Source organism: Microbispora sp. NPDC049633 (assembly GCF_040675265.1).
GTDB lineage: Bacteria > Actinomycetota > Actinomycetes > Streptosporangiales > Streptosporangiaceae > Microbispora > Microbispora maris.
Genome location: NZ_JBFAOO010000169.1, coordinates 1 through 16277 on the forward strand (window position 1 = coordinate 1; position 16277 = coordinate 16277).

The 16277-nt window shown below is 74.4% G+C and carries 16 protein-coding genes; 5 read left to right on the forward strand and 11 right to left on the reverse strand.

What is annotated here, in order from left to right:
* The 3 genes from AB0J39_RS30675 to AB0J39_RS30685 form a co-directional block, all read left to right on the forward strand.
* On the forward strand, window positions 1–1794 hold a 1794-nt coding region (locus AB0J39_RS30675), incomplete at its 5' end, for an elongation factor G (protein ID WP_363471120.1).
* Between the two features lie 367 nt (window positions 1795–2161).
* Window positions 2162–2971, forward strand: coding sequence for an alpha/beta fold hydrolase (locus AB0J39_RS30680; protein WP_363471123.1), 810 nt, complete (start codon window positions 2162–2164; stop codon window positions 2969–2971).
* Window positions 2972–3140: 169 nt separating this feature from the next.
* Complete coding sequence (locus AB0J39_RS30685) at window positions 3141–3455, forward strand: hypothetical protein (protein WP_363471125.1); 315 nt, start codon at window positions 3141–3143, stop codon at window positions 3453–3455.
* Here the strand turns inward: AB0J39_RS30685 and AB0J39_RS30690 are convergent.
* The 6 genes from AB0J39_RS30690 to AB0J39_RS30715 form a co-directional block, all read right to left on the reverse strand.
* On the reverse strand, window positions 3419–4300 hold the full coding sequence (locus AB0J39_RS30690; RefSeq protein WP_363471128.1) for a TauD/TfdA family dioxygenase: 882 nt from the start codon (window positions 4298–4300) through the stop codon (window positions 3419–3421). The two genes, AB0J39_RS30685 and AB0J39_RS30690, sit on opposite strands and share 37 nt — an antisense overlap.
* A gap of 32 nt (window positions 4301–4332) precedes the next feature.
* Window positions 4333–5187, reverse strand: coding sequence for an ABC transporter ATP-binding protein (locus AB0J39_RS30695; RefSeq protein WP_363471131.1), 855 nt, complete (start codon window positions 5185–5187; stop codon window positions 4333–4335).
* A complete protein-coding gene (locus AB0J39_RS30700) occupies window positions 5171–6232 on the reverse strand; it encodes an ABC transporter substrate-binding protein (protein WP_363471134.1) in 1062 nt (353 codons plus the stop codon). The genes AB0J39_RS30695 and AB0J39_RS30700 overlap by 17 nt, the downstream gene beginning before the upstream one ends.
* Window positions 6233–6291: 59 nt before the next feature.
* Window positions 6292–7185, reverse strand: a complete 894-nt coding sequence (locus AB0J39_RS30705; RefSeq protein ID WP_363471137.1) for an ABC transporter permease — start codon at window positions 7183–7185, stop codon at window positions 6292–6294.
* Window positions 7186–7302: 117 nt separating this feature from the next.
* Complete coding sequence (locus AB0J39_RS30710; RefSeq protein WP_363471162.1) at window positions 7303–7380, reverse strand: putative leader peptide; 78 nt, start codon at window positions 7378–7380, stop codon at window positions 7303–7305.
* Between the two features lie 248 nt (window positions 7381–7628).
* Entirely contained in the window at window positions 7629–8849 is a 1221-nt protein-coding gene (locus AB0J39_RS30715; RefSeq protein WP_363471140.1) for a serine hydrolase domain-containing protein, read from the reverse strand.
* 252 nt (window positions 8850–9101) lie between these two features.
* Here AB0J39_RS30715 and AB0J39_RS30720 point away from each other — a divergent pair, with 252 nt between their 5' ends.
* Together AB0J39_RS30720 and AB0J39_RS30725 are read left to right on the forward strand one after the other, a co-directional pair.
* On the forward strand, window positions 9102–9809 hold the full coding sequence (locus tag AB0J39_RS30720; protein ID WP_363471143.1) for a helix-turn-helix domain-containing protein: 708 nt from the start codon (window positions 9102–9104) through the stop codon (window positions 9807–9809).
* Between the two features lie 29 nt (window positions 9810–9838).
* A complete protein-coding gene (locus AB0J39_RS30725; protein WP_363471146.1) occupies window positions 9839–10567 on the forward strand; it encodes a class I SAM-dependent methyltransferase in 729 nt (242 codons plus the stop codon).
* Between the two features lie 6 nt (window positions 10568–10573).
* On the opposite strand, the gene AB0J39_RS30730 is transcribed toward AB0J39_RS30725, so the two are convergent.
* The 5 genes from AB0J39_RS30730 to AB0J39_RS30750 form a co-directional block, all read right to left on the reverse strand.
* Window positions 10574–11353 (reverse strand): CoA ester lyase, encoded by a 780-nt coding sequence (locus tag AB0J39_RS30730; protein ID WP_363471149.1) that lies wholly within the window; start codon window positions 11351–11353, stop codon window positions 10574–10576.
* A gap of 135 nt (window positions 11354–11488) precedes the next feature.
* A complete protein-coding gene (locus AB0J39_RS30735; protein WP_363471152.1) occupies window positions 11489–12652 on the reverse strand; it encodes a CoA transferase in 1164 nt (387 codons plus the stop codon).
* The gene (locus AB0J39_RS30740) at window positions 12649–13545 is read right to left on the reverse strand and encodes a ribokinase (RefSeq protein WP_363471155.1); all 897 of its coding nucleotides are present in this window, start codon (window positions 13543–13545) and stop codon (window positions 12649–12651) included. Before AB0J39_RS30740 ends, AB0J39_RS30735 begins: the two co-directional genes overlap by 4 nt.
* Entirely contained in the window at window positions 13542–14921 is a 1380-nt protein-coding gene (locus tag AB0J39_RS30745; RefSeq protein ID WP_363471157.1) for an ADP-ribosylglycohydrolase family protein, read from the reverse strand. Before AB0J39_RS30745 ends, AB0J39_RS30740 begins: the two co-directional genes overlap by 4 nt.
* Window positions 14918–16090, reverse strand: a complete 1173-nt coding sequence (locus AB0J39_RS30750; RefSeq protein WP_363471159.1) for an ADP-ribosylglycohydrolase family protein — start codon at window positions 16088–16090, stop codon at window positions 14918–14920. Before AB0J39_RS30750 ends, AB0J39_RS30745 begins: the two co-directional genes overlap by 4 nt.
* Between the last annotated feature and the right edge of the window lie 187 nt (window positions 16091–16277).

Sequence of the window (16277 nt, forward strand, 5' to 3'; positions counted from 1 at the left end):
GACGCCGTCGCGGGCGTGGAGCCGCAGAGCGAGTCGGTGTGGCGGCAGGCCGACCGCTACGGCGTGCCCCGCGTCGCGTTCGTCAACAAGATGGACCGCGCCGGCGCCGATCTCGACACGGCGGTCGCGTCGATCCGCGCGCGGCTGCGGGTCACGCCGCTGGTCGTCCAGCTGCCCATCGGACGCGAGGACGGGTTCACCGGCGTGGTGGACCTGCTGCGGATGCGGACGCTGACGTGGGACGCCGGCCGCGACACGGCAATGGAGGGACCGGTGCCGGAAGCCCTCGTGGACGAGGCCCGCCGGCGCCGCCGCCTGCTCGAGGAGACGGTGGCCGAGCTCCACCCGGCGGCGCTGGAGGAGTTCTGCGCCCGGCCGGAGATCTCGGCGCCGACTCTCGCCGCCGCTCTGCGCGACCTGACCCTGCGGGGCGAGGGCGTGGTGGTGCTGTGCGGGTCGGCCTACCGCAACCGAGGCGTCGAGCCGCTGCTGGACGCCGTCGTGGCCTATCTGCCCGCACCGCCCGACGTGCCGCCCGTACACGGCGCGTGGGACGGAGCCGGGCAGGAGCGGCCGGCCGATCCGGCGGCGCCGTTCGCCGCGCTGGTGTTCAAGGTGCACGCCGCCGCCACCGGGCGGCTGACCTACCTGCGCGTGTACGCGGGGACGATCAGGAGGGGGGACGTCGTGCTGGACGCCGGCGCCCGGCGCACCGAGCGGATCGGCCGCATCCTGCGGGTGCAGGCCGACCGGCATACCGAGACGGACCGGGCCACGGCCGGGGACATCGTCGCGGTGGCCGGGGTCAAGGCGGCCCGTGCCGGAGCCACCCTCTGCGCTCCCGGCGCGCCGCTGGTCCTCGAACCGCCGGTCGCGGCCTCGCCGGTGGTCTCCGTGGCCGTCGAGCCGCGCGGAAGCGGCGACGCAGACCGGCTGGCGACCGCGCTGGCCCGGCTGACCGACGAGGACCCCTCGCTGTCGGTCCGCACCGACCCCGAGACCGGCCAGACGGTGCTGTCGGGGATGGGCGAGTTGCACCTGGAGGTCGCGGTGGAGAAGCTCCACCGGGCCCACGGGCTCGACGTCTCCGTCGGGCGGCCCCGCGTCGCCTACCGGGAGACGGTCGTGCACGGGGTGTCCGGGCTGCTCTACCGGCACGTCAAGCAGGACGGCGGCGCGGGACAGTTCGCCCACGTCGTGCTAGACGTGGAGCCGTTGGACGACGCCGACGGCTTCGTCTTCCGGTCCACGGTCACCGGCGGCCGGGTGCCTCGCGAATACGTCGGGGCGGTGGAGGCCGGATGCCGCGACGCCCTCGCCGAGGGACCGCTCGGCGGTCATCCGGTGACCGGCCTGCGGGTCACGCTCACCGACGGCGCCACCCACCCGAAGGACTCCTCGGAGATGGCGTTCCGGACGGCCGGACGGCTCGCGCTGCGGGAGGCGCTGCGTGCCGGTGCGATGGCTCTGCTGGAGCCGTTGGCCGAGGTCACCGTCACCGTGCCGGAGGACGCCGTCGGCGGGGTGCTGGGCGACCTGGCGGCCAGGCGCGGCCGGGTCACCGGCTCGGCGGCGCGGGCGGGCGCCCGGGCAGACACCGTGACAGGCAGCGTGGCAGGCACCGTGACAGGCACCGTGGTGGTCACCGCGACCGTGCCGCTGGCCGAGCTCTTCGGGTACGCGACCGCGCTGCGCGGGCGGACCCGGGGCAGGGGCGCCTTCACCAGCCGGCCCGCCGGCTACGCCCGGGTGACCGGTGCCGCCACGACCACCCGGCCGGGCCCCGCCCGGTAGACACGGCGCGTCGGCGCGGTGGGCGGCCTCAGGCGGGAGGCGCGGTGGCGGCACCACGCGGGAGGCGCGGTGGGCGGCCTCAGGCGGGAGGCGCTCAGCCGGGCCCCGCTCGTGCGCAGGCGCGGGCGGGCCCGGCGGAGCGCCATGGTGACCCGTGGTTCGCCGTGGCGCCCCTAGCCGGGGGCTAGCCATGGGGTAGCCGTGGTGTTCGGGAAGTTCGCCGTGGTGTTCGGGGGGGCGCCGTGGTTCGCCATGGTGCCCCCGGCACGCGTGGCGCCGGCGATCACCGGCGACCCGCCCGACGACGGCTCCCGGCCGGCTTCTACCCTCGATCACGTCAACCGGTCCGATCGACAGTGGGAGTCGGATGAGCCTCGACACACCTACCGCCAACACCGCCGTGGCGTTCGACAGCGGCGGCGAGACCCTGCTGGGGGTCCTCCACCTGCCCGCCGGGCCCGGGCCGCACCCGATCGTGGTGCTGCTGCACGGCTTCCCCGGGCACGAGCGCAACTTCGACCTGGCCCAGGACCTGCGCCGGGCGGGGTACGCCTCCCTCGTCTTTCACTACCGCGGCTCCTGGGGCGTCGGCGGCACCTGGTCGTGGGCGAACGCGCTGGAGGACGCGGCCCGCGTCGCGACGGCCGTACGCGAGCGGGAGTTCGCGGCGGCGCACCGCCTCGACCGGGACCGGCTGGCGCTGGCGGGGCACAGCTTCGGCGGCTTCGCCGCGCTGACCACCGCGGCGGCCGACCCGTCGATCAGGGCCGTCGCGTCGGTCTCCGCCTTCGACTTCGGCCGGGTCGGGGCCGCCTGCCGGAAGGACGAGACGCTGCGCGCGGCGTACGTCGAGGGCTTCGGCGAGGACCTGCTTCCGCTGAAGGGGACCAGCGGCGAGGCGCTGGTCGAGGAGATGACCTCCGCGGGCGAGGCGTGGAGCCTCGCCGGGCTCGCCCCGCGGCTCGCGGACCGGCCGGTCCTGCTCGTCGGCACGGCCGGGCGCGACACCGTCACCCCCGCCGCCGAGCACCACGAGCCCGTGGTGGCGGCGTACGCCGCGCACCCGGTGCCGCTTCTGGAGCATCGGGTGTTCGACACCGACCACGCCCTGTCGGACCACCGCCTCGAGCTCGCCGAGACCCTCCGCGACTTCCTCGACCGGCACCTCGGACGCTGACAGCCCGCGAACGACCGCGGACGACGGCGGACGACGGCGGACGACGGCGGCGTTCGGGCGCCGGCCGCCGCGGGCCCCGGCGGCACGGGACACGCCCGTACCCTCCGGACCCGCTCTCGTCGCCTCGGGGTAACCGTGGATCCGGGGGGCCGCCCGGCTATCGTGAATCATGTCCGCACGTCGCACGCGGCGGCCCGCGCCGAGGGTTCTGTGGTACGCGATCTCCGTCGTCCTCTTCCTGGGCGCGGCGGTCTTGCGGGTGCTCGCACTCGTGGCATGGGTGGAGCCGAAGCCGCTCTACGACGTCTACACACCCGACGGGGTGGAGCTTCCCGCGCAGTGGTACCAGCCCGGGCAGCGGTTCTGGGCCGGGATGGCCTGTTTCCTGGCCGGGCTCGTCGTGAGCGTCGTCCTGGCCGCCTTACGCCGGCGCGCCGGAGCGCCCCCTCACCCGTCCGTACGGCCGGAGCGGCCGGGGCCGTAGGGACGGTCGCCGCGCAGGGTGATGCGGTGCATGACGCGGTGCGCGTCACCGTAGTCGCGGTTGGCGTAGTGGGCCGTGCTCCGGTTGTCCCACATGGCGACGTCGCCGACCCTCCAGCGGTGGCGCACGATGTGCTCGGGCTTGGTGAGGTGGGCGTAGAGCAGGTCCAGGATGGCCCGGCTCTCGGCCTCGGACACGCCGACGATGTGGGAGGTGAACCCGGGGTTGACGAAGATCCCCTTGCGGCCGGTCTCGGGGTGGACGCGGACCACGGGGTGCTCCACCGGCTCCAGCCGGGTGACGACCTCGCCGTCCCAGAGGTTGCCCCTGCCGCCGCGACGCTGGGCCAGGTAGTAACCGAACTCCCGGTTGCCGTCGTGGACCGCGGTGAGCTGGTCGGCCAGTTCCTTCACCGGTCCGGACAGGGAGTCGTAGGCCAGCTGGGCGTCGGCCCAGCTCGTGTCGCCGCCGGTGGGCGGGAGGATCACGGCGCGCAGGATGGAGCCGAGCGGCGGGCGCGGCATGAACGTGACGTCGGTGTGCCAGACGTCGGCGAAGCCGTTGTCCGCGCTGTCGAGTGCGTAGATCTCGGGATGCGCCTCGTCGACGCCCCCGACGACCGGATGGGACGCGGTCAGCTCGCCGAGACGGCGCCCGAGCGCCACCTGCCCGTCGTCGTCCAGGTTCTGCCCGCGGAAGAACAGCACTTTCCGGTCGACCAGTGCGGCACGCACCGCGGCCAGATCCTCGTCGGTGGCGGTCGCCAGGTCCAGCCCCTCGACCTCGGCGCCGAAGTGGGGCCCGAGGGGTCGCAGGTCCAGCCGGACGGCGGTCGGTGTGGTCATCTCACTCTCCTCGTGGTTGGTGGTGTGGTGCGTCACGCCGCGGCGGCGCGTACGGCCTGGCCGATCTCGGCGCGGAGCGCGGCGTATTCGGGAAGGGCGCGCAGTTCGTGCGGTTCCACGCCGGTGCGCGGAAGGCCGACGTCGAGGTCGAGCGCGATCCGGCCCGGCCGCCGGGTGAGCACGACGACGCGGCTGCCGAGGAACACGGCCTCCTCGACGCTGTGGGTGACGAACACCGACGTGCGGCCGGTCTGCGCGCTCACCCGGCGCAGGTCCTCCTGGAGGCGCTCGCGGGTGAGCGCGTCCAACGCGGCGAACGGCTCGTCGAGCAGCAGCAGCGGGTCGTCGCCCGCCAGCGCCCGCGCGATCGCCACGCGCTGCTGCTGCCCTCCGGAGATCTGCCAGATCCGGCGGTCCGCCACGTCGTGCAGGCCGACCCGTTCCAGCAGCTCCGGCACCCGGCGGGCGCGTTCCGCGCGGGGCACGCCGGCGTAACGCAGGGCCAGCTCGACGTTGCCGCCCACGGTCTTCCACGGGAACAGCCGCGGCTGCTGGAAGACGATCCCGGCGCCCCTGCCCGGGACGGGCTCGGCGCCGCCGGTCAGCACGGTGCCCGAGGTGGGCCTCTCGAAGCCCGCGACGAGCCGCAGCAGCGTGCTCTTGCCGCACCCGGAGGCCCCGACGAGCACGAGGAAGGTCCCGGGAGGGACGGTCAGGGAGATCGGCCCGAGAGCGGTGACCGGCCCTCCCCCGCCGCCGTAGACGTGTTCGACCTCTTCGAGGCGGACGGCGGCGACGTCCGGGCCGGCGGGCATTGTGGGCACGGCGGGCACGGTGGGCACGGTGGGCACGGTGGGCACGGCGGGCGCGTCAGGGTGCGAGGACATCGGGAAGTCCCTTGGTGTAGATCGCCCGCTCCACCGTGGCGAGATCGGGCACCGTGTCGATCTTCTGCTGGTCCTTGAGGAACTGCGCCGCGCTCACCAGGTTCTGCGCCAGGCCGCCGACCTTGTCCGGCGTGCCGAGCCACTCGGGCGAGGCCAGGTCGGCCGGCTTGAGGAAGACGCCCTGGCTGAGCTGCGCCTTGGCCTCGTCCTTGCCGAGGTTGAGCTCGGCGCCGACCGCCTGGGCGGCGGCGTCGGGGTCGCTGGCGATCAGGTCGAGCGCCCTGGCCTCGACCTTGCGCCAGGCGTCGACCGCGTCGGGGTGCGCCTGGACGAACGCGGTCGACACCACGCCCAGGTCGAGGGTCGGCTTGCCCGCCGTGGCCAGCTCGCGGCTGCTGATGAGCGTCCTGCCGGTCTTCTTGATCTCGTCCAGCGTCGGCAGCCAGACGTAGGCGGCGTCGATGTCGCCGCGCGTCCACGAGGCCAGGATGTCCTGCGGCTCCAGGTCGACCAGGGTCACCGCGGACTCCGGCACCCCCGCCTTGTCGAGGGCCGCGAGCAGGCTGTAGTGGGACGTCGAGGCGAACGGCGTGGCCACCTTCTTGCCGCGCAGGTCCGCCACGGACGAGACGCCGGTGCCGTCACGGGCGACCAGTGCCTCGTTGTCTCCGGCGACGTCGAGCACGAACGCCACCTGGTAGGGGATGTGCAGCGGCGCGGACAGCCCGCGCGCGACCGGGCTCGACCCGATGGCGGCGATGTCCACGCTCTTGGCCACGAAGGCGGTGTTGACGCTGGCGCCCGAGTCGAACTTGGTCCACTTGATCGTGTAGCCGGGCAGTGCCTGTTCCAGCCAGCCCTTGTTCTTCACGATGAGGTCGCCGCTGGGGAACGCCTGGTAGGCGACGCGGATGGTGCGCTCCGCCGTACCGTCGCCGCCCCCGCCTCCGCCGGAGGCGGTGCCGTTGCCGCACGCGGCCAGTACGGCGGCCGTCGTGGCGGCCAGGACGACGGGGAGCAGACGCGTGAGGCGTGGTCGTGACATGGAGGGGAGTTCCTTTTGGGCTGGAAGGGGGTTGACGAGGTTCGGCGGGCGGGACGGGGTCAGATGCGGCCGCGCCAGGGGATCAGCCGGGTCTCCGCGGCGCGCAGCAGACCGTCGATCAGCAGCCCGGACAGGCCGATGGCGAGCAGCCCGAGCACCACGACGTCGGTCTGCAGGTAGCGCTGTGCGTCGCGGACCATGCCGCCGATGCCGGGCACGCCGTTGACGGTCTCGGCCGCGACGACCGAGGAGTACGCGACCCCGACGGCCAGCCGGACTCCGGTGAAGATCTCCGGCAGCGCGGCGGGCAGCACCACGTCCTTGACGGCGTCCCACCGCGAGGCGCCCAGCGCGCGGGCCGCCTCCACCAGTCCGGTGGGCGCGCCGTGGACGGCCGCGGCGGTGGCCACGGCGACCGGCGGGAGCGCGGCGATGGCGAGCAGCCACAGCTTTGGCGTCTCGTCGATGCCGAACCAGATGATGAGCAGGCTGAAGTACGCCAGCGGCGGCAGGGCCCGTACGAAGGTCACGACCGGCTCGGCCACGAGGCGGATCCACGGCACCGTGCCCAGGACGACGCCGAGCACGAGCCCCGCCGCGACGCCGAGCGCCGAGCCGATGAGGATGCGGCGCAGGCTGATTCCCAGGTGCTCGACGAGCAGGTGGCCGCCGTAGCCGCGGACGCCGTCGTGCGTGGTGGACAGCAGGACGAGCTGGTCCCACACGGCCCGGGGCGCGGGCACGAACGACGGGTTGTCCGCCGCGACCGCCGCCAGCTGCCACAGGGCGAGCAGCGCGAGCAGCGACAGCACCCGTACGCCGGCCCGGCGGGCTCCGCGACCCCGCCGGGCCGGCGGCGGGCCGGTGCGCGGCCCCTCGGCGGGTGACGGGACCGGGGGCACGGCGTCCGGCGGACGGGCGGCGGGGAGGGATCTGGAGGGGGAGGACGTCACAGTGGTCGCTCCGGGGGGCGAGAGCGCCGGGCCGCGCCGCTCGAAGGCGGGCACGGCGGACGGCAACGGAAGGAGGACGGCCGGCGAAGGTGACCACGCCGACCGGGATGTCGAGGTTCAGGAGCGACAGGCCGAGCCGTTCAGACGGCACAGGTCGACGTGCCGGCGCCGCACCAACCATGATGCCCGATACACATGTATTTCCTACCAAATAAGTAGGGTGATGGCAATCGGGCGTCGCACCTCCCCCGCCCGTCCATGGCCGCGCGCAGGCGGACTCCCAGGTCAGCCGCGTCAGGGCGGGATGCGACCGGCTTCGCCGCCGGCGGGATCGCCCGACCGCGCCCGCCCGGCCCCGGCCTCCGCGCATGCGGAAGGGCCACGCCGAGCACGGCGTGGCCCTTCCAGGTGCGGGCTGCGGCCCACCGGGCCCGAGCCCGGTGTCAGTCGTCGATCGCCTGGTAGAGAGTGGTCCAGAAGTCGTGGACGAGCCGCATCGAATCCGGGGTGGACGCCCCGACCTGGGTGAGCAGGATTCCGGTGAGTCCCTCGGCCGGATCGGCGTAGGCCGCGGTGCCGCTTCCGCCGTCCCAGCCGAACTGGCCGACGGAGGCGTAGTCGCCGCGGTAGGTGCGCACCGCCATCCCGAAGCCCCAGCCGCCGTGCTGCCCCTGGCCGTGCGAGATGTGGACGTTGTTCACGGCCATGGCGTTCCTCGCGGCGTTCTGCTCGGGCGTGAGGCGGTTGGTGGTCATCAGCTCGACGGCGGGCCGGGACAGGATCCGCTCGCCCTTGTGCCTGCCGCCGTTCAGCAGCATCCGGAAGTAGGCGTGGTAGTCGTCGACGGTGGAGACCAGCCCGCCGCCACCGCCCTGGAACGCCGGCGGCAGGCTCCACCGTCCCCCCTCGGCCTCGTCCCAGACGAGGAACTCGCCGGTCCGCGGATCGGGGGCGTAAAGGGCCGGCAGCCGGTCGATCCGGTCGGCGGGCACGTGAAAGCCGGTGTCCTTCATGCCCAGCGGCTCGAAGACGCGCTCGCGCAGGAACTCCTCGAACGACTGTCCCGTGACCCGGGAGACGAGCACACCGACCAGATCGCTGCTGATCTGGTACTGCCAGCGCTCCCCGGGCTGGTGCATCAGCGGCAGCTCGCCCAGGCGGCGCATCCACTCATCCGGCTCGGGCATCGGCTCCGGCAGATTCGGCGTGAGCCCCCGCTCGAAGACCGCGTTCATGATCGGCGTGCCCAGCGACGTCATGTCCATGCCGAGCCCGAAGGTGGAGGACAGCACGTCCCGGACGGTGATCGGCCTCCGCGCCGGCACCGTGTCGTCCACCGGGCCGTCGACCCGCCTCAGCACCCGCCGGTCGGCGAGCTCGGGCAGCCACGCGTCCACGGTGTCGTCCAGCCGCAGCCTGCACTCGTCGAGCAGGACCATCGCCGCCGCGATCGTGACCGGCTTGGACGTGGACGCCATCCGGAAGATCGTGTCCCGGCGCATCGGCGCGCCACCGTCGTGGCGCATCGTCCCGATCGCCTCGACGTACGTCTCGTCACCCCGGCCCACCAGCGCGACGAGCCCGGGGATCCTCCCGGACTCGACGTGCCGGGTCAGCACCTCACGCACTCCGCGGAGCCCTGCCGCGGAAAGACCGTTTCCCATCGTGAATCTCCATCGTCATTCGAAAATCTCTGAACGCCTGTGACGCTACATTGCATTCAGAGATCAGTCAACAGAGAAGGAGCAGGAGATCCCTGGATACGTACGACTCAGAGCGAGTAATTGCAATGAACATGTCAGCGAACGCAATGGGCGATCAGACGCCCTTTGCAATGGGATCTGAGTGAATGCATACTGTGCAGCGGGCGTGGGGCGCACAGCTCCGCGCACGTCACAGACAGGAGACCATCGCCGATGCCCGGAGGCAGACTCACCGACGAGGACCGCCGGCACATCGCCGCGGGGCTGGCCGAGGGGCTCGGATACGCGGAGATCGGCCGGCGGCTGGGGCGGCCCGCCTCGACCATCATGCGGGAGGTCACCCGCAACGGCGGACCCAGCGGCTACGGGGCGGACCGCGCGCACGAGGCCACCCGGCACCGCGCGCGCCGACGCAGAACGGCTCAGCCTCCGGCCCCGCCGATCCCCGACAGCGGCCATGGACGCGACCCCCGGGCGGTCGAGGACTTCACGGAGACCTTCATCGCTCTCCTCGTCCAGCAGGGGCTGCCTCGGATGGAGGCCAGGGTGCTGGCCTGCCTGTACGTCACCGACTCCGGGGCGCTCACCGCGGCCGACCTGGTGCAGCGGCTCCGCGTCAGCCCCGCGTCGATCTCGCACGCCGTCGCCTTCCTCGAACAGCAGGGGATGCTCAGGCGGGAACGGGTCCCCGGCGCGCGGCGCGAGCGTTACGTCATCGACGACGAGATCTGGCTGCGGTCCATGCAGGCATCCCTGCGGATGAACGACGCCCTGGTGGCCGCGTCGCGGCGCGGAGCCGAGATCCTCGGGGCCGCGACCCCGGCGGGCGCCCGCTTCGAGGACTCCGCCGAGCTCCTGCTCCTCGTGAGCGAGGCCTTCCGCCAGGTCATGGAGCAGTGGCGGCAGGGCCGCGCGGGGTGATGGGCGGCGTGCGGGGGTATGGTCGCCGGATGCCTGACGCGATCTTCGCCCACCCTCGCCTGGCCGCCGTATACGACGCCTTCGACGGCGACCGTGACGACCTGGGCGCCTATCTCCGCATCGCCGACGAGCTGGACGCCGGGCGGGTGCTCGACGTCGGCTGCGGGACGGGGTGCCTGGCGGTCCTGCTCGCCGACGCGGGACGCACGGTCATGGGCGTCGACCCCGCCGAGGCGTCACTGCGGATCGCCGCATCGAAGGACCCGGCCGGAAGGGTCACCTGGGTCCACGGCGACGCCACCCGCCTGCCGCCGTTCGGCGCCGACCTCGCCGTCATGACGGGGAACGTCGCGCAGGTGTTCCTCACCGACGACGAATGGTCGCGGACGCTCCGCGGCGTCCACGCCGCGCTCCGCCCGCAGGGTCATCTGGTGTTCGAGACCAGACGCCCCGAACGCCGGGCCTGGGAGGAGTGGGCCTCCGACACCGGCCCGGTCGCCCTCGACCTGCCGGAGGCCGGGGTCGTGGAGCGGCGTCTCGAGGTCACCGATGTGAGCCCCCCGCTGGTGTCCTTCCGCTACACCTACACCTTCCCGGCGGACGGCGCGGTCGTCACGTCGGACTCGACTCTCCGGTTCCGCGACCGGGACGAGGTGGAGGAGGGCCTGACCGCGAACGGCTACCGCGTGCTGGACGTGCGCGACGCCCCCGACCGCCCGGGCCGCGAGTTCGTGTTCGTCGCGCGGCGGACGACGTGAAGCGCCTCAGTGGTCGCCCGCGTCGGTGAGGATGCGGCGGGCCTGGCGGACGACGGCCTCGTCGACGAAACGGCCGTCGGCGAGGGCGACCGCCCCCTGGTCGGCGGCGGAGACGACCTCCAGGGCGGCGGCGATCTCCTCCCGGGTCGGCCGGTAGGCCGCCGCGATCACCGGCAGCTGGATGGGATGGATGGCCGCCCGCCCGCGAAAGCCCATGGCCCGGCCCTCGGCGCAGGACGCGGCCAGGCCGTCGAGGTCGCGGACGTTCGGAAACACCGACTGCGCCGGGGCCGGCAGGCCCGCCGCCCGGGCCGCGACCACGATGCGGGAACGCGCCCAGGCCAGGCCCGCCTCACCGGTCACGCCGAGGTCGGCGCGCAGGTCGGCCTCGCCCAGGCCGATCCCGGCCACCGCCGGGGAGGCCGTGGCGATCTCGAACGCCCGCTCCAGCCCGAGGGCCGACTCGACGACGGGGCGCAGCGGCACGCCCGGCACCGCGTCGGCGATCCAGCGGACCTCGTCGGCCGACTCCACCTTCGGGACGCGCAGGCCGCCGCCGCCGTGCAGCAGCGTGCCGAGCGCATGCAGGTCGGCCTGGCCGTACGGCGTGCGGACGTCGTTGACGCGGATCTCCACGCGCGGCTGCGGCGTGGCCAGCAGGGCGACGGTCGCGGCCCGGGCGGTGCCCTTGTTCTCCGGGGCGACCGCGTCCTCCAGGTCCACGATCACCATGTCGGCCTCCCCGCCGAGCGCCTTGGCGACCCGGTCCGGACGGTCGGCGGGCACGTACAACCATGTCAGGGGGCTGCCGGCTGAAGGCCCGGTAGGAAAGCCGGTGGAAGGCACCACGTCAACTCCTCGCGAATCGTCCGTGCCCCTTTCCGCATGATCGGCGCTCATGCCGCACCACGCTGTGACATGTCACACCACGCCCTTGGTCCGCAGGGCATCGATGTCCGCATCGGTCAGGCCGAGGCCGTGCAGGATCTCGTCGGTGTCCGCGCCGTGCGGCCGGCCGGTCCACCGGATGCGCCCGGGGGTCTCCGACAGCCGGAACATCACGTTCTGCATCCGCAGCGGGCCCAGCTCGGGGTCCTCCACGGTGGTCACGGCGTCGAGCGCCCGCAGCTGCGGGTCGGCCAGCACGTCGCGCACGTCGTAGATCGGCGCCACGGCGGCCTCCGCCTCCTCGAACGCCCGGAGCACCTCCTCCCGGGTCCGCTCGCCGACCCACGTGGCCACGGCCGCGTCGAGCTCGTCGGCGTGCGCCACCCGGCCCGCGCCCGTGGCGAACCACGGCTCCTCGGCCAGCTCGGGCCGCCCGACCAGGCGCATCACCCGTTCGGCGATGCTCTGGGCGGAGGTGGAGACCGCGACCCAGGAGCCGTCGCGGCATCGGTAGGTGTTGCGCGGCGCGTTGTTGACCGAGCGGTTGCCCGTGCGCGGGGGCACGACCCCGAGCCGGTCGTAGACGGTCGGCTGGGCGCCGAGCACGGTCAGGATCGGCTCGACGATGGACAGGTCGACGACCTGCCCGCGGCCCGACCGCAGGGCCGTCATCACGGCGAACGCGGTGGCCAGCGCGCAGATGCCGTCCGCGAGCCCGAACGGCGGCAGCGTGGGCGGCCCGCCGGGCTCCCCCGTCATCGCGGCGAACCCGCTCATCGCCTCGGCGAGGGTGCCGAAGCCGGGCCGCCTGGCGTACGGGCCGAACTGGCCGAAGCCGGTGACCCGGGCGAGCACCAGGCCCGGGTTGACCTCGCTGAGCCGGTCCCAGGACAGGTTCCAGCGCTCCAGCGTGCCGGGGCGGAAGTTCTCGACCAGCACGTCCGCGTCCTCGATCAGCCGGACCATCAGGTCCTGGCCCTCCGGCGTGGACAGGTCGAGCGTCATCGTGCGCTTGTTGCGGCCGAGCATCTTCCACCACAGCCCCTCGGGCCCGTGCCCCCGCGACGGGTCCGGCCTGCGGGGGTGCTCGACCTTGACGACGTCCGCGCCGTAGTCGCCGAGCAGCATGGCCGCGGTCGGCCCGGCGAACAGCGTCGCGGCGTCGATCACCCGTACGCCGTCGAGCGGCCCCTTCACAGCGCCTCCATGTTCCGGCCCTCCAGAAGACGGTCGATCTCGTGGCGGCGCGGCATCGAGGTGCTCGCGCCCTCCCGCCGCACCGACAGCGCCGCCGCGGCCGAGGCGAAGCGCAGCGCCCGCGCAGGGTCGCGTCCCTCGCTCCTGGCCACGGCCAGCGCCCCCGCGAAGGTGTCCCCCGCCGCCGTGGTGTCCACCGCCCGCACCGGTACGGCGGGCTCGCGCAGCCGGGTGCCGTCGCGCGAGCCGTACAGGGCGCCCCGCGCGCCCAGGGTGACGACGGCCTCGGGGACGAGGTCGAGCAGCGCCTCCAGCGCGTCCCGGGGATCGTCGCGGCCGGTCAGGGCCGCCGCCTCGTGCTCGTTGGGCACGATGAGGCCGACGGCCTCCAGCAGTTCGGCCGGCAGCGGCACGGCGGGGGCCGGGGTCAGGATCACCTCCGCGCCGGGCACCCGAGCCGCGGCGACCACGGCGTCCATCGGCAGTTCCAGTTGCAGCAGCAGGGCGTCGGACCGGCCGATCGTCTCCGCGTCGCGCGGCGAGGGGCCGGTGACGGCGCCGTTAGCCCCGGGCACCACGATGATCGAATTGTCGCCGCCGTCCTGCACCACGATGTGGGCGACGCCCGAGGGGCCGGGCACGACGCGCAGCCCGCTCGTGTCGACGCCCGCCTCGGTGAGCGCGGCGCGCAGGCCCGGCCCGAACGCGTCGTCCCCCACCGCCCCGAGGAAGGCCACCTCGGCCCCCGCCCGGGCCGCGGCGATCGCCTGGTTGGCCCCCTTGCCACCCGGGATCGTGCGGAAAGCCCGGCCCGTGATGGTCTCCCCTGGTTTGGGAGCCTGGGCGACGTACGCCACCAGGTCCATGTTGGCGCTGCCGAACACCGAGATCACTGCCGGTTCCCTTCGATGAGCGCGAGCGTGCGGGCGGCGAGCGACTCGATGGACACGCCGTCGAAGCCGGGCAGGCTGCTGGCCAGCCGGTCCCGGGTCGTCCAGCGTGCGGGGACGCCGCCCGCGAGCGCCCCGGCGATCGATCCGGCCGTGGCGGCGGCAGAGTCGGTGTCCCAGCCTCCGGCCACGGCCGAGCCGACGGTCGCGGCGAAGAAGTCCCCTGCGCCGTGCACTGCGCCGTGCGCTGCGCCGTGCACGAGGGCGGCCGCCAGCAGGGCCGCGTTGTTGACCGTGTGCACCCAGTGGAGCTGTCCGTGCCGCGCGTACAGCCGGTCCGCGACCCGTTCGAAGTCCGGCTCCGCCGCGGCGTCGGCCACGGCCTGCCGTACGGCGACGGCCAGGCGCGAGCCGGGCGGCACGACCGACAGCCCGGCCTCGATCACCTCGTCCACGCTCCCGGCCACGAGCGCCTGCGCGCACATGGCGGCGGCGAACATCGCGCCGTAGATCCCGTTGGCCGTGTGGCTGAGCCGGGCGTCCCGCCACGCCCATGTCGCGGCCGTCGCCGGGTCGCCCGGGTTGGCCCAGCCGTACACGTCGGCCCTGATCAGCGCGCCGATCCATTCGCGGAACGGGTTGCGATACGTGGCGGTCGCGGGGGGTTCGAGGCCCAGGAGCAGGTTGCGGTAGGCCGCCCGCTCGGCGGTGAAGACCCGCCCGGCGGGCAGCGCGTCGAGCCAGGTCCGCGCCACGTCCTCGGTCGTGAAGCCCGGTCCGTGCCGTTCGAGCACGGTGAGCGCGAGCAGCGCGTAGTTGAGGTCGTCGTCCTCGGGCACGCCGTCGATGTTCTCGGCGAGGCTGGTGGCCGCGCTGCGGCGGTTCCACGGCCAGCGCTCGGCGATCTCCGGCGGCAGCCCCTTGGCCGTGAACCAGCCGCGGATCGGCCAGTTGCCGGTGGCCTCGGCGACGGCCCTGATCCCCTCGCGGGGGATCTTCTCCACCGGTTTGCCCAGCAGGCATCCGGCGGCCCTCCCCCACCAGGCGGCCAGGACGCGCCCGGGCTCGGGCCGGACGGCGGCGCGCCCACCGGGCCAGTCCGGGCAGGACGCGACGATCTCCTCCAGCGAGGAGGGCTCCGGCAGCGGCGAACCGATCCCGGCCAGCTCGTCGAGCAGTTCCCCGGCCAGCGCGCGCAGCCCCTCGGGGGCGGGCCCGGCGGAGGCGCCCGCCCGGGGCGGGGCGTCGTGTCCCCCGGCGGCGTGCCAGCGGCCGGCGGCGGCCGCCACCTCGGGGAGCGCCCCCCGCCCGTCCTCGGCGGCCTGCCGCAGCTCGTGGCCGACCAGGTCCTCCGGCTGCGCCCACGTCAGCCGGATCACCGGGAGTCCTCGTCCCCGCGCGGCGCGAGCAGGGCGTCGAAGGCGGCCTCGTGCGCGCGGCGGCGCTCCCGGTCGGCCGCGTGGACCCGCCGCGCCACGGCCGCGAGCGCCAGCCCCGGCCCGACCAGGTCCGTACGGCTGGCCGTGGCCACCCGCTCCAGCCAGTCGGCCGGGACGGCGGCCCGTCCGCCGAGCGCCCCGGCGAGGGCCCCGCCCATCGAGGCGATCGAGTCGGCGTCGCGTCCGTAGTTGACGCCGCCGAGCACGGTCTCCCGGTAGTCGCCCTTGGCGATGACCAGGAACGCCAGCGCGAGCGGCAGTTCCTCGATGCTGTGCAACCGGCTCGGCCGGCGTGCCCCCAGGCCCTGATCGCGGTAGGTGTCGGCCACCGTGTCGTAGGGCCGGACCGCCGCCCGCAGCGCCTCGAACGAGCCTTCCCAGTGGCCGAGCCCCCGGGCGACCGAGCAGACCGCGTCGATGGCGGCCCGGGTGCCGTCGTGGGCCAGCCGCAGGCAGGCGGCCACGACCGAGTCGGGTGTCGCGCCGGGCCGCATCGCCTCGGCGACGGCCGCCGCCAGCACCCCCGCCGCCTCCCGGCCGTAGCTCGACTGGTGCGCCCCGGCCAGGTCGATCGCCTCGGCGTACGCGCCGTCGGGGTCGCCGGCGTTGACGACGCCGACCGGGGCCATGTACATCGCGGCGCCGCAGTTGACGATGTTGCCGACGCCGGCCTCACGGGGGTCGGCGTGGCCGTAGTGCAGCCGCAGCACGAGCCACTTCTCGGCGAGGAACACCCGCTGGAGGGGCAGCGCCTCGGCCTCCAGCTCGGGGATCCACCGCCGCTCGCCGATCATCTCGGGCACCAGGTGCTCGGCCGCGGCGTAGGCGTCGAGGTGGTCGCCGACCCGCTCGTACACGCGGATGAGGGCGTGCGTCATCAACGTGTCGTCGGTGACGTGGCCGTCCCCCTTGTGGTACGGCGCGATCGGGCGGGCGTCGCGCCAGTTCTCATTGAAGGGAGGGACGACACCGCGGACGCGGCCCCCGTAACGCTCCTGGATCTGCTCGGGCGTCCATCCCTCGGTGGCCCCGCCGAGCGCGTCGGCCACCGCGGCGCCCGCCACGCACCCCACGGCGCGATCGGCCAGCAGGTCGTCCTGCGGCGTCATCCGGTGTTCCCCCTTGTCCGTACGCGTGATGGGGCGGGCCTCATGCGAGCCTCCCCGCGATGTCCAGCAGGTCGGCTCCGGCGAGCTCCGGCAGGCAGCACCCGGCCAGCGTGCGCACCCGCTCGCGCCAGGCGGCGGGCAGCGCGTCGTAGCCCACGGCGCAGCCGAGCAGCGCGCCCGTGAGCGC